Consider the following 13,787-nt stretch of genomic DNA (forward strand, 5'->3'; position numbering starts at 1 on the left):
GCGAAAGCCACTTTCGGGACGCCTGGTGTCCCGAAAGTGGCTTTCGCGACAGCGGATCAGAGTCCGAGCCCGCCTGCCAGAAGCGGCCAGGAATCACGCAGGGCCCGTTGCCAGTAGGGCCAGCTGTGCGTGCCGTCGCCGTAGTAGTCGACGGTCGCCGGAATCCCCTTGAGCTTCAGCCGATCCGTGAAGCTCACCGAGGAGGCCAGCGCCTGGGATTCGAAGATGTCGGACTTTCCTGGCGGGTCGAGCGGGCCGGTCTTCCCGTTTCCGCAGGAGACGTAGAGCGCCGTGCCGCGCAGGTCGTCGACGTGATCGAAGGGGTTGTTCGCCGTCCACAGTGGCCGCATCCCCCAGCTGTCGCCCCAGAGTTCGAGGTAGTTGAAGATTCCCGCGCGGGCCAGGATTCCTTGGATGAACAGCGGAGCGCCCTGATTCAACGTGTTCGGCACCCCGCTGTAGGACGCCGCTGCGGCGAACATCCCCTTGTGCTTGAACGAATACGCGAGCGCGCCGTACCCGCCGATCGACAGTCCCGCTATCGCCCGGCGCGTGCCCGCCCGGTAGCCGCGTTCGACGATCTGCCGTACTTCCAACGTGTGGAAGGTGTCCCAGTCGGGAGTGCTCTTGAGGCCGAAGTTCCACCACTTCGTGTACATCCCGGCGGGTCCGCCGGTCGGCATGACGACGAGGGCGTCCTTGTCCGCGGTGAACGCCTTGACGTCGGTGAACTGGTCCCACGAGCGGTAATCGACCGGTTCACAGCACCCGTGCAGCAGGTACAGCGCCGGCCAGGTCCGCGTCGGCTGCGCGGACCAGCCGGTCGGGACCAGCAGGCGGACCATGCCGGTGGTGCCGAGCGCGGGCGAGCTGATCTTCAGGTCGACCGTGCGCGCGTCCAGCCACGTCTCCTCGACGACCTTCGCGCCGTTGTCGGCGGTGGCCCCCGTGGGAGCCGCGATCGCGGGGACCGAGCTTCCGAGCAGGGCGACCACGGACAACACCAGCAGACCCCATCGCCGCCTTCGGTTCATCACTTCTCCTCGCTCACAAAGGGATGTTTCCGTGCTTCTTGACCGGGAGCGTCTGCCGTTTGGTCCGCAGCGCGCGCAGGGCCCTCGCCACTTGCAGGCGGGTCCGCGACGGCGCGATGACCTGGTCGACGTAACCGCGTTCCGCGGCGAGGTAAGGGTTCGAATGCCGTTTGCGGTACGCCTCGGTGAGCCGTCGCTGTTCGACGGACCGCTGTTCCGGTGGCATCGCGGCCAGTTCCCGCCGGTGCAGCACCCGCACCGCGCCCTCGGCACCCATCACCGCGATCTCGGCGGTCGGCCAGGCCATGTTGACGTCGGCGCCGAGATGCTTCGATCCCATCACCGCGTAGCCGCCGCCGTAGGCCTTGCGGATCACCACGGTCACCTTCGGCACGGTCGCCTCGGCGTAGGCGTAGATCAGTTTGGCGCCACGGCGGATGATGCCGTGCCGTTCCTGGTCCGCGCCGGGCAGGTAGCCGGGGACGTCGGCGAGGGTGAGGAGCGGGACGTTGAAGGCGTCGCAGAACCGCACGAACCGCGCGGCCTTCTCCGAGGCGTCGATGTCGATCACGCCGGCCTGATGCCGCGGCTGGTTGGCCACGACGCCGACCGTGCGGCCCTGCACTCGGCCGAACGCGCAGATCATGTTGGGCGCGAAGGCACTGTGCACCTCGGTGAACTCGCCGTCGTCGACGAGGCGGAGGATCACCTCGGCCATGTCGTAGGCCTGGTTCAGCGAGTCGGGCACCAGCCGGTCGAGTTCGAGATCGGCGGCGGTGAGTTCCGGCGCGGTCTCGTCAGCGTACTCCGGGGCGGCGTCGAGGTTGTTGGACGGCAGATAGCCGAGCAGGGTCTGCACCCAGTCGATCGCGTCCTGTTCGTCGGCGGCCCGGTGGTGGGCGTTCCCGGAGATCTCGCTGTTCACCGCGGCGCCGCCGAGTTGCTGGGCGGTGACCCGCTCGCCGCTGACCGCGTGCACGACGTCCGGCCCGGTGACGAACATATGCGCCGTCTCGTCGACCATCACGGTGAAGTCGGTGATCGCCGGCGAGTAGACCGCCCCGCCCGCGCAGGGCCCCATGATCAGCGAGATCTGCGGGATGACACCGGAGGCCAGCGCGTTGCGCCTGCCGAGTTCGGCGTAGTAGGCCAGTGAGACGACGCCTTCCTGGATCCGGGCGCCGCCGGAGTCGTTGATCCCGACCACCGGGCAGCCCAGCGTCATCGCCAGATCCATCACCTTGAGGACCTTCTCGCCGAAGACCTCGCCCATGCTGCCGCCGAACACGGTGAAGTCCTGCGAGAACACGCAGATCTGCCTGCCGTCGACGGTGCCGTGCCCGGTCACCACGCCGTCGCCGTAGGGCCGGTTGGCGTCCATCCCGAACTCGACGCACCGATGCCGCGCGAACTGGTCGAGTTCGACGAAGGAACCCGGGTCCAGCAACAGGTCGATGCGTTCGCGCGCGGTCAGCTTGCCCTTGGCGTGCTGCCGGTCCACGGCGCGTTTCTCGGCGATCCGGACGGCTTCGTCCTGCCGGGCCGCGAGATCGGCGATCCGGAACGCCGTCGTCGGAGCGAACGGGACGTCGGTCATGGCCGCGCCGCTCTCGGTGCCGCGAGCCGGGAAGTGAGCGCCGCGGCGACCACCTCGACGTGCGGCGGATCGATCATCGACAGGTGGTCACCCGGGACGCGCACGACTTCGAGGTCGGCGCAGAAGGCGTCCCAGCCGAGGGCGTCGTCGGTACGCAGGTAGCGCGGGTCGAGGGTGGTGGTCAGCGGATGCGGTTCCCGCGCCCGCATCAGCAGCACCGGCCCGGCATACGGCTCCGGGGCGTAGCGTTCGGCCACTCGTGCGTCCACATAGGACTCGTACTGGTGCCGCAGCACTCCCTGGCCCATCCCGGGCACCTGCGCGGCCAGTTCGCCGATCACCAGCCGGATCTGTTCGTCGTCGCCGAGCCGGACGAGGTCCTCACGCGGGATGTCCAGCGGGACGCCGTAGGTCCGCTCGACGTGTTCGGCGAACCGGTCGAAGCGGTCCAGCAGGATCTCGTGCGCCGGTACCCCGGGCGCGGGCAACGGCAGGATGCAGTCGATCATGAACACGAGGTCGACCCGCTCCCCCGCCGCGGTCAGCCGCCGGGCCGTCTCGTAGGCCAGGCAGCCGCCGAACGACCAGCCGCCCAGCCGGTACGGCCCCCGCGGCTGGATCTCCCGGATCAGTTCGAGATAGCAGTCGGCCTTGCCCTCGACGGTGTCCTCTGCGTCGATCCGTTCCATCCCGTAGACGGGCCGCCCCTCCGGCAGCAGGCGGACGAGTCCGTCGTAGACACTCGTCGGGCCGCCCGCCGGATGGAACAGGAACACCGGATCGGTGCCGCCTTCACGCAGCGGCCGGACCGGACAGCCCCCGCGTCCCTCGATCCGGTCACGCAGCAGATCGGCCATCGCGGCGATCGTCGGCGTCCCGAAAAGCCGATCGGGGACAGGCCCGAGTTGCCCGGCGAACGCCGAACGCAGCCGCTCCGCGCCGTCGGAATCGCCTCCCGCGGCGAAGAAGTCTTCGTGGACGCCGGGCTCCGCGCCGCCCAGTTCCGCCTGCCAGTGCCGGGCGACCCAGCGTTCGGCCGGATCACGGGGTCCGACCACCACGCTCGGTCCGGCGGGCCGGGCGCTTCCCCCGCCGAACCCGGCCTCTTCGGCGAGATGGTCGGCGAGTTCGGCCAGGCTGGCGCCGCGCAACAGCAGCGGAATCGGCAGCGGCAGGCCGAAATCGCGTTCCACGACGCCCCTGGCGCGCATCGCGGTGAGGGAGTCCAGGCCGAGCTGGGTGAGCGAGACGTGCCGGTCGATCTCGTCGGCGGCGAGGCCGAGCATCCCGGCGACGAGTCCGGCGAGGTAGTCGGCCAGCATCTCGCGGGCGGCTTCCGGCAGGACCGCCCGCAGCGCGTCCAGTTCGTCCCAAGTGGACGATCCGGATTCCGATTCCTCCTTCGGTACCAGCAGTTCGAAGAACGGTCGTTCGGCGAGACGCGGGAACAGGGCCAGTACGGTCCCGGCGTCGACCCGGGCGATGCCGGTCGCCACACGGTTTCGCGTCAGCACTGCGTCCATCGCCGCCAGCGCCTCCTCGGTGCCGAGCGGTTCGAGGACCGGATTGCGGCTGCCGACGGCCGCTCCTGCCTCGCCCCACGCTCCCCAGCCGATGGTCGCGGCCGGTAGTCCGGCGGCCCGTCGCCACGCGACGAGCGCGTCCACCCAGGCGTTCGCGGTGGCGTAGGCGGCCTGCCCGGGCGATCCGAACAACGCGGCCGCCGACGAGTACGTCAGCCACCAGTCGAGGTCGTGTCCGGCGGTCGCCTCGTGCAACCGCCACGCTCCCAGCGCTTTCGCCCGCCAGACGGCCTCGACCGCGTCGACGTCGACGGTGACGGCGGCGCCGTCGGAGAGCACACCGGCCGCGTGCAGCACTCCACGCAACGGCATACCGCCTTCCGTGGCCGCGGCGACCAGCGCCTCGGCCGTTCCCGGTTCGGCGATGTCGCCCGCCACCACGCGGACGTCGGCGCCGAGGTCACGCAGGTCCGCCAGCATCGGTTCGACGTCCGCGCTCGCGCCACGCCGTCCGGAGAGGACCAGCCTGGTGGCGCCGCGTCCGGCGAGCCAGTCCGCCGCCACCAGACCGAGGCCGCCGAGCCCACCGGTGATCACGTAAGCGCCGTCGCGCACCACGGTTTCGTGGCCGGGTTCGCCGAGGTTCGGACGCGCCAGCATTCTCGTGTACCGGATGCCCTTACGCCAGGCGATCTCGTCGTCCGGCGCGTCCGCGCGGATCTCCGCCACCAGCGTGGCGACCCACGCCCGGGCGGGATCCGGGTCGGCGTCGAAGTCGACCTGACTCGCCCGCAGTTCGGGATGCTCGAAGGCGAGGACCCGGACCAGCCCGCGCAGCCAGGCCTGGCCGGGATCACCGCGCTCGCCGGGTTCGACGGCCGACGCCCCCGCGCTGACCAGCCACAACCGTGGTGCGGACGCCTCTTCGGCCAGTTCGGCGAGGACACCGGAGAGTGTGGCGACCGTCTGTCCGGCACGCATCGGGTCGGGGTCGCCCGTGGTGGCGACGCACACGAGCACACCTGTCACTTCACGGGATCCCAGGAGTTTCACCAGTGCGGCCCGGTCTCCGAGCGGGGCGATCGCCAGTTCGTCCCCGGACTCGGTGAGCTGCTCGCGCAACGCCGTCAGCCAAGGCTTGCCCTCATGCTCGTCGTCGTACAGCACGACCCAGCTGCGCGTGGCCGGTTCCGACGAGGGCAGCTCGGCCTGCCGCCAGACCGTTTCGAACAGCAGGTCCGGCATCGGTACCGGCAGCGCCGAACGCTGGAACCGGCGGCAGTAGACCTCCCGGAACTCGACCAGGACGACGTCTTCGGCGTCGACCAGCTGGACACTGCCGACCAAGCCGTCACCGGCCGGATCGAGCGAGTCGAGCACCGCGTCCACCCGGACCCCGCGGCGCGGATCGCCTGCCAGGACGACCTCGCCAAGGGTCAGCGGCAGGAAGACCCCCTCGGCCTCGCGCAGCGCCTCCCCGCCTGCCGCGGCCAGCGCGTGCAGGCAAGCGTCGGCGATCACCGGGTGCAGGACATAGGCGGGGTGATCGGCGGGCATGGTGATCGACGCCGATGCCCGGCCGGGCTCGGCCAGAACCCCGCGCAGCCCTCGGAAAGCGGGACCGTAGCTCTGCCCCATCCCGGCCAGCACCTGGTAGAGGTCGACCGGCCGCGCGTCCTCGGAGACGGTGCCGAACGGCACCATCGTGGTGTCCCCGTCGCGGACGCGGGCGGTGGCGTGCCGGATCCAGCCGCCGTGCGCGGACCGCGCGTAGACGTCCACTTCGGACGGTCCGGAACCGGCGCTGAGACTGGTCGTCACCTCGGTGTGCGCGGCGAGCGGGAGCACCCGGTGCAGTTCGAGGCCGCCGACGCGCAGTTGCCCGCCTGGCCGCCGGACGGCCTTGGCCGCCGCGAGCGCGAGTTCCAGGAATCCGGCGGCGGGGAACAGCGGGACCCCCATCGCCGCGTGGTCGGCCAGCCACGGAAACACCGCGGTCCCGACGTCCGCGCGCCACAGATGCCCATCGCCGGTCGGCTGTTCGATGTGGACACCCAGCAACGGATGCGTGCCACCGGATCCGGGCCGGGAGGCCGCGCGCCGCGGCCAGAACCGTTCGTGCCGCCAGCGCGGGGCGGGCAGCGCGACCGGAACCGGGCGGGGGCCGCGGGCATCGAGCACGCCGGGCAATCCGAGCGTGTGGAGCCGGGCGAGCGTGGTCAGGAACGCCGTCCGCTCGTCGATCTTGCGGCTCGCGGACGGCAGCGCGAGCGCCCCGGTGCTCTGCTCGATCGCGGCCAGCGCCACCGGATGCGGCGAGATCTCGACGAACACGCCGTACCCGTCGGCGGTCGCCGCCGCCAGTGCCTGGCTGAACCGCACCGGACGGCGCAGGTTCGCCGCCCAGTACTCGACGTCGAACAGCGGTGTCCGCTGGGGATCGTCGAGAACGCTGCTGTAGCAAGGGATTTCGGCCGGGCGCGGAGAGAGCCCGTGGAGGTCGGCACGGAACCGGTCGAGTACGGCGTCGACGGCGTCCGAATGCCCGGCACCCCGGACCGGCAGCCGCCTCGCCAGCCTGCCGAGGCTCTCGACGTGCGAGACCAGCGCCTCGACCTGGTCCGCGGCGCCGCTGACGGTGCACTGGACAGGCGACGCGTAGACGGCGACGGTGATGCCGGGGAATTCCGCTTCCAGGTCGGCCAGTTCGGCCGGGGACAGTTCGACCACGGCCATCGCGCCGTCGCCGGTCGCGTCGACCTCCGCGAGCAGCCGGGCCCTGGTGCTCATCACGCGCAGGCCTTCCGCGACGTCCAGTGCCCCCGCGACGACGGCGGCCGCGACCTCGCCCATCGAATGCCCGAGCACCGCGGCCGGGACGACACCGTGCGCGCGCCAGAGCCCGGCGAGCGCGAGGTGCATGCCGAACAACGCGAGTTGCGTCGCGCCGAGGTCCGGCAGGTCGCGCTCACCGGAGAACACCTCACGCAGGGAGAACCCGGCTTCGGCCTGGAACACCGGATCGAGTGCCTCGACCTCGGTGCGGAACGCGGGTTCAGTGCGCAGCAGGCGGCGGCCCATCCCGGGCCATTGGGAACCGTAGCCGGAGAAGACGAACACGACGCCGGGCACGGCCCCGACCTCGGCGGCGGTCAGCTCGCGCACCGCGGCGGCCGCCCGGGCACGCCCGTCGGCGACCACGGCGCCCCGCACCGGAAGATGGTCCCGGCTCCGAGCCAGGGTCGCGGCGACGACGTCCAGCGGCACCGCGGCGTTGGCGGGGTCTTCGAGCCAGTCCGCGAGATCCGCGGCCCGCGCCCGGAGCACTTCGGACGACCGGGCCGACAGCGCGAGCACCTGCGGGCCTTCGGCTTCCTTGCCGCGAGCGGGAAACGAAGCGGCGGGCCACTCTTCGAGCACGACGTGGGCGTTCGTGCCGCCGAAGCCGAACGCGGAGATCCCGGCGCGCACGAGGCCGGAGTAACGCGGCCAGTCTGTCCCGGCGCCGACCACTCGCAGGCCGAGACCGGCGAAATCGATGTGCGGGCTGGGTTCGCGATGATGTGGGGTCGGCGGCAGGCGCCGATGGACCATCGCGAGGACGACCTTGATCAGCCCGGCGATCCCCGCCGCGCCTTCGAGATGGCCGAGGTTGCCCTTCACCGAGCCGATCAGGAGCGGGCGGGCAGGTTCGCGCCCGGCTCCGAGCACCTCACCGAGCGCTCCGGCCTCGATCGGATCCCCCAGCGCGGTGCCGGTACCGTGCGCCTCCACGTAGTCCACTGAGGACGGTTCGACGCCCGCAGCCGCATACGCGTCACGCAGCAGCGCGGCCTGCGCGTCGGGGCTGGGCGCGACGAGGCCGTTGGACCGGCCGTCGGAGTTCACCGCGCTGCCGCGGATCACCGCGAGCACGCGGTCCCCCGCGCGGCGGGCGGCCTTCAGCGGTTTGAGCACGACCACCCCGCAGCCCTCGCCGCGGGCGATGCCGTCGGCGGCGGCGTCGAACGGTTTGCAGTGACCGTCCGGGGCCAGCACCCCGGCACGCTGGAAGGTCGCGGTGACGGCGGGCGAAAGCAGCAGGTTCACCCCGGCGGCGAGCGCGGTCCCGCATTCGCCGCGACGCAGGCTCTGCACCGCCTGATGCACCGCCACCAGCGAGGACGAACAAGCGGTGTCGAGTGTCAGACTGGGCCCGCGCAGGTCGAACAGGTACGAAAGCCGGTTGGCGGCGATACTCGTCGCGGCCCCGGTGGCGGACCAGACGTCGACGGCGGTGGGGTCGCTCATCGTCAGGTGGCCGTACTCGCCCGCCGAAAGCCCGACGAACACCCCGGTCCGGCTTCCCCGCAGGGTGGACGGCGGGATCCCGGCGTGCTCCAACGCCGCCCAAGCGACTTCGAGCAGCATCCGCTGCTGTGGATCCATCGCTTCGGCCTCACCCGGCACGATGCCGAAGAACTCGGCGTCGAAGCCCGCGATGTCACCGAGGAACCCGCCGCGTCCGGGTAGCCAGTCCAGGCCGGTCTCCCAGCGGTCTTCGGGAACCTCGCGGATGCCGTCGCGTCCCGCGTCCAGGAAGCGCCAGTACCGCTCCGGGGACTCGGCCCCGCCCGGCAAGCGACAGCCGACGCCGATGATCGCGATCGGTTCCTCCGCACGGCCTTCCACACTCGCGACAGCTTCACGATCTACTGTGGACAGTCGATCGGCGAGGGCGGTGATCGTCGGGTACTGCCACACCAGGGTCGGCGGCAGCGGACGGCCGAGGTACCGGCCCAGATCGGCGGCGAGCTCCATCGACTCCCGCGACGACAATCCGCTTTCGTGCAGCGGGCGGTCCGGATCCACCTGGTCCTCGGGTATCTCGGTCCACTCAGCTACCCGCGCGATCAGCCAGGCACGGATCTCCGCGTTCACCCGAGCCGCCGCGCGGTCAGCAGACCATCCACATAGGACTTACGGCACAGGGCGCGGCTGATCTTGCCGCTGGAGGTGCGCGGAACTTCGCCCGGCTCGAGGAAGACGACGTCATGCGGGCGCAGGCCGTGCGCGACCGAGACAGCCCTCCGGATCTCCGCGGTCGCCATGGTGATGTCGGCCTCGAACCCCTTGGCCCGCTCCAGCACCACGACCGCCGCTTCGCCGTCTTCGTGCTCGATCGCGAAGGCCGCGGCGGAATGCGGCCGGACCGCGGGATGCGTCTCCACGGTCTGTTCGATGTCCTGCGGGTAGTGGTTGCGGCCGTCGACGATGACGAGATCCTTCAGCCTGCCGGTCATGAACAGCTCACCGTCGTGGCGCACGCCGAGATCTCCAGTCGCCAGCCAGCCCGCACCGGACTCCGGATCCACCGGCGGCAGGCCGAAGACGGCGGCGGAGGCGGCGGGCCGCCCCCAATAGCCGACGCCGACGTTCGGGCCGCTGACCTGGATCTCCCCCACCCTGCCCGGTTCGACGAGCGCGCCGGTGACCGGGTCGGCGATGCGGATTCGCTGACCGGCCGGAAGTCCGCAGGAGACGAGTGTCGTGGACGGCACGCCGGGCGCGGCGGGGATCGCGAACCCGGCGGCGAGCCGGTCGCGGTCGAACGTGACCTGCCTCGGCGCCCAGCCCGCCTCGGTGACGGACACGAGCACGGTGGCCTCGGCCAGCCCGTACGAGGAACGATGCACCTCGGGGCGCAGTCCGCACTCGGCGAAGGCGTCGTGGAACTTCGCGATGGTCGCGGGCAACACCGGCTCGCTTCCGTTGATCAGCGAAACGACCCGGCTCAGTTCGAGGTAGCTCTTCTCGTCCTCACTCACGCGGGAAGCGCTGTAGGCGTAGGCGAAGTTCGGGGCCGCACTGATCGCGCCGGGGCTGGCCGAGAGCGCGCGCAGCCAGCGCGACGGACGTTCCAGGAACGCGAGCGGGTCCATCAGGACCGAGGCCGCCCCGGCCGCCATCGGCCCGCCGATGCCGAGGATCAGGCCCATGTCGTGGAAGAGCGGCAGCCAGCTGACAGTGGACGTCGTCCCGGTCTCGATCGCGTACGCGTCGCAGGCCTGGCGGGCGTTGGTGAGCGCGTTGCGGTGGGTCAGCATCACTCCCGCCGGCGTCCGCGTGGAACCGGACGTGTACTGGAGGTACGCCAGTCCGTCCGGTTCCGGTCGCGGCCAGGGATGTTCACCGGCCGCGACCGGAGCTGGGGTGTCGACGGCGAGCACCGCGGGGCGCTCGAAGTCCGTCGAGGCGAGGAAACCGGAGACGCCGTCGATCCCGTCGGCGGTCGTGAGCACGACTCGCGGCGCGCAGTCGGCGAGCACGGCGGCCAGCCTGCCCGCGTGCCCTGGCAGATCCGGGGCGAACAGCGGGACCGCGACCAGCCCGGCCCGGATCGCGCCGAGGAAGGCGACGACGTAGTCGGCGGACTGCCGCGCCAGGATCGCGGCCCGCTCCCCCGGTGCGGCGAAAACCGCCAGCCGGGTGGCGAGAGCGCTGACCCGGTCGTCGAGTTCGCGCCAGGACAGGGTGATCGCCCGGCCGTCCGCGCCGGTCCGATGGTCGAGGTAGGTCACGGCGACCTCGTCGCCGAGCCGCCGGGCCCAGTACTCCAGCAGGGTCGCGAACGACTCCCCGAAGAGTGCGTCGTCCCGCCCGCGAGCGGCGACGACCGTTTCCGAAATGGTTTCCATAGCCCCTCGTTTGACGACGTGAGCAGGAGCGGGGTGAATTCGGAACGGCACCGTTGCCGAAAATCGGATTCCATTCCGGAGACCGTTCTTTATCTGCGGGGAACTGTATGGATCGGCCGGGAAGAGTGTCAATGAAAGGACCACGAAACGCTGATGCCGGTGCGGCCATGCTCACCAGGACGAGAGAAACGGGTCACCCCGCTTGTCACTTCGGGACGGATTTTGCCCCGTCCGGCCACTCAGCAGCCGAAGCGCGAGGATCGCGCCGACGAGTTGCAAGGCCGCCGCGGTCAGCAGGCCCGCCGTGTAGCCACCGGCCAAAGCGGGTGCGGGGCCTTCGTCGAGCCTCGCCGTGCGCACCACCGTCAACACGGCCCCGATCAGCGCGACCCCCAGCGCACTCGACAGTTCACGGGACGCGGTGAGCAGGCCGGAAGCGGCACCGGCGTGCTTCTCCGCCACGATTTCCAGCGCGTGCGAGGTCAGCGGCGTGGTCAGCGCGGATCCGGCGCCGATGAGCACCAGGCCGGGAAGCCTCGGGAGCACCTCCGGGACGTGGTTGACCGCGGCGACCGCCAGCAGTCCGGCGGCGACCGTGGCCAACCCTGCCACGACAGTCCGATGTGGACCGAATCGCGGTACCGCCCAGGGCACCAGCGGTGTCGCGGCGACGACCGCGACCGCCACCGCGACCAGCGGTAATCCGGCGAGCATCGGTCCGAGCCCGAGGGATTCCTGGTGCAGCAACGGCGTGAAGAAGAAGACCCCCGAGACACCCAGTCCCCACAGCAACTGCACGATGAGCGCGCCGGTGAAGACCCGATGACCGGTCAGTTCCGCGGGCACCAGCCGTTCGCGCGCGCGTCTTTCCCTGAGCACGAACCAGATCACCAAGCCCGCCCCGGCGGCGCCGAGCACCGCGCCGCCCTCGCCCAGTTCCACCACGGCCGCGGTGACCAGGACCATCCCGGTGGTCACGACCAGCATCGAGAGCACGGCGGGCCGTGCCACCGCCAGATCACGACCGGTGGTACGGACCGTGCGCAGCAGGACCAGCATCGCCGCCACGAAGGGGAGATTGACGAAGAAGATCCAGCCCCAGCCCAGGTATTCGCTCAGCACGCCACCGAGTGTCGGGCCGAGGGCCAGCGCGACCGCGAGACAGGCCGTCCACACCGTGGCGCCGAGAGCTCGTCTTCGCGCGTCGAGATTCGTCCGCAGCAGGCTGAGCAGGGCCGGGACGAGGAACGCCGCGGCGGCGCCCTGCAAAACCCGCGCGGAGATGACGAGCCACGCTGTCGTGGCCAGCCCGCCGGCGGCCGCTCCGGCGCCGAACGCGAGCAGCCCGGCTCTCAGCGTCGCGGCCTGCCCCCAGCGGTCGACCAGCGTGCCCGCCACCGGCAGCAGGCCGGCGAACGGGAGCATGTATCCGATACTCACCCATTGCAGGGCGGGCAGATCGAGGGCGAGGTCGCGGGCGATCGAGGGCGCGCCCGCCGCGACGATCGTGTTGTCGAGGGTGGTGACGAATGCCCCGAGCGCGATCATGACCAGCGTTCGCAGAATCATTTCTCACCTCGTTAGTGGCAATGACGGTCAGGCCCGTCTTTACCACTCACGACACCCTCACCCTTACTCAAGTGACAACTCCTGCCTTCCCCTTTGGTGCCCCCGCGACAGAACCGCATTCGAACGCGAGCCGGGTGGTTGCCAACTTCCTCACACGTGTGAGTACATGTCGTGCGCGTACGTCGTCGTGCGGCAAGGAGTGACCATGACCCGAACGGCCACGAATTCCGAACCTGATGTCATTCCGCGGCCCCGCGTTGGTCGACGGCAGGTCCGTGAAGGTCTCCTTCCCTACCTTGAGGGTAGGCAAGGAGACCTTCCCTACCTCGCCGACCGGGCGTGGTGGCCGGATCGCCACAACTCGCCGTGTGAAGGACGCCTTCCCCGCATGGCATGCGAGAAAGTCCCCTTCACCCCGCACAGGGAGGGCAACGCCACCTGCGACTCAGAGCCAGCCCTGACGTGACGCCTGTGCTCCCAGCTGGAACCGCGTCTGCGCGCCCAGCAGCTGCTGAAGCCTGCTGATCCGCCGGAGCACCGTCCGCTCACTGACGCCGAGTTCGCGGGCGATCGCCTCGTCGGTCAGGCCTCCGCTCAACAACGCGAGCAGGCGACGAGTGGCGAGCGTCGGCTCCTGCGCCGCTTCCGCGTCGTCCGGGCCGCCCGCCCGGACCGGTACGGCCATCCGCCAGAACGATTCGAACAGCTCGATCAGGGCGCTCAACAGCATCGACGGATGGATCAGCAACGCCAGCACGTCACCGGCGTCGGAGTTCGGGACGGCGATCAGCGCCCGGTTGCTGTCGGCGATCACCAGCTTCAAGGGCAGCCTGGGGAACACCCTGGCCTGCTCCCCGAGTGCGATGCTCGACTGCACCTGGGCGAATCCGTCGTCGTCCTGGAGCACGGACGAGTCGTAGACGACGCGGTAGCCGATGCCGCGTGCCATCGAACCCGGTTGCATCGTGCTCACCTCGGGTTTCGGGCTCATGTACGACCCCGGGTCCAGCGCGACGATGTCCACGCCCGCCTGGGTCTGCATGGCCTCGAACGTGGCGATCACCTCGTCGCGGCTGCGCAGCACCTCGACGAAGTCCGCGTCCCGGCCGGTCCGCAGGGAGTAGGCGGCGCCGAGGACTTCGGCCGCTTCCCGCGCGCGGACGGCGGCGGCCTCATGCAGCGCGGCGAACGCGGACAGCGCCGCGCGAGGCGGGCACGCTTCAACTCCGGTCACACCGGCTCGGACCAGGCCGAACCGTTCGAGTTCGGCCAGCTCGGCGCCGGGCGTGATCGGATGCCCGTCGAGCAAGGCCCGGTACAACTGCTCGGCCTCCCTCGACAGGCCCCGCGACTCGGCCGGCATGACGCTTCTCCTCCCCGCCCCCAG

Annotated in this window: 6 protein-coding genes; all 6 read right to left on the minus strand. The window is 70.8% G+C overall.

Annotation, left to right across the window (positions count from 1 at the left end; genetic code table 11):
- Positions 1–56: 56 nt before the first annotated feature.
- The 6 genes from ACLARN_RS28030 to ACLARN_RS28055 all read right to left on the minus strand — a co-directional run bounded on the left by ACLARN_RS28030 (position 57) and on the right by ACLARN_RS28055 (position 13,763).
- Complete coding sequence (locus tag ACLARN_RS28030) at positions 57–1,034, minus strand: alpha/beta hydrolase (RefSeq protein ID WP_409494456.1); 978 nt, start codon at positions 1,032–1,034, stop codon at positions 57–59.
- A 13-nt stretch (positions 1,035–1,047) separates the two neighbouring features.
- Entirely contained in the window at positions 1,048–2,631 is a 1,584-nt protein-coding gene (locus tag ACLARN_RS28035; protein ID WP_409494457.1) for an acyl-CoA carboxylase subunit beta, read from the minus strand.
- The gene (locus tag ACLARN_RS28040; RefSeq protein WP_409494458.1) at positions 2,628–9,074 is read right to left on the minus strand and encodes an SDR family NAD(P)-dependent oxidoreductase; all 6,447 of its coding nucleotides are present in this window, start codon (positions 9,072–9,074) and stop codon (positions 2,628–2,630) included. The genes ACLARN_RS28035 and ACLARN_RS28040 overlap by 4 nt, the downstream gene beginning before the upstream one ends.
- Complete coding sequence (locus tag ACLARN_RS28045) at positions 9,071–10,831, minus strand: fatty acyl-AMP ligase (protein WP_409494459.1); 1,761 nt, start codon at positions 10,829–10,831, stop codon at positions 9,071–9,073. The genes ACLARN_RS28040 and ACLARN_RS28045 overlap by 4 nt, the downstream gene beginning before the upstream one ends.
- Before the next feature lie 171 nt (positions 10,832–11,002).
- Positions 11,003–12,400: an MFS transporter gene (locus ACLARN_RS28050; protein ID WP_409494460.1), complete on the minus strand. Its 1,398-nt coding sequence runs from the start codon at positions 12,398–12,400 to the stop codon at positions 11,003–11,005.
- A gap of 445 nt (positions 12,401–12,845) precedes the next feature.
- The gene (locus ACLARN_RS28055) at positions 12,846–13,763 is read right to left on the minus strand and encodes a LuxR family transcriptional regulator (protein ID WP_409494461.1); all 918 of its coding nucleotides are present in this window, start codon (positions 13,761–13,763) and stop codon (positions 12,846–12,848) included.
- Positions 13,764–13,787 lie beyond the last annotated feature (24 nt).

Origin of the sequence: Amycolatopsis sp. cmx-11-12 (genome assembly GCF_046269425.1) — a bacterium.
Lineage (GTDB): Bacteria > Actinomycetota > Actinomycetes > Mycobacteriales > Pseudonocardiaceae > Amycolatopsis.

Bases quoted from the DNA above. Each gene is read 5' to 3' on its own strand.
- ACLARN_RS28050 (WP_409494460.1), bottom strand. From the start codon at position 12,400: ATGATTCTGCGAACGCTGGTCATGATCGCGCTCGGGGCATTCGTCACC.
- ACLARN_RS28055 (WP_409494461.1), bottom strand. From the start codon at position 13,763: ATGCCGGCCGAGTCGCGGGGCCTGTCGAGGGAGGCCGAGCAGTTGTAC.
- ACLARN_RS28045 (WP_409494459.1), bottom strand. From the start codon at position 10,831: ATGGAAACCATTTCGGAAACGGTCGTCGCCGCTCGCGGGCGGGACGAC.
- ACLARN_RS28035 (WP_409494457.1), bottom strand. From the start codon at position 2,631: ATGACCGACGTCCCGTTCGCTCCGACGACGGCGTTCCGGATCGCCGAT.
- ACLARN_RS28030 (WP_409494456.1), bottom strand. From the start codon at position 1,034: ATGAACCGAAGGCGGCGATGGGGTCTGCTGGTGTTGTCCGTGGTCGCC.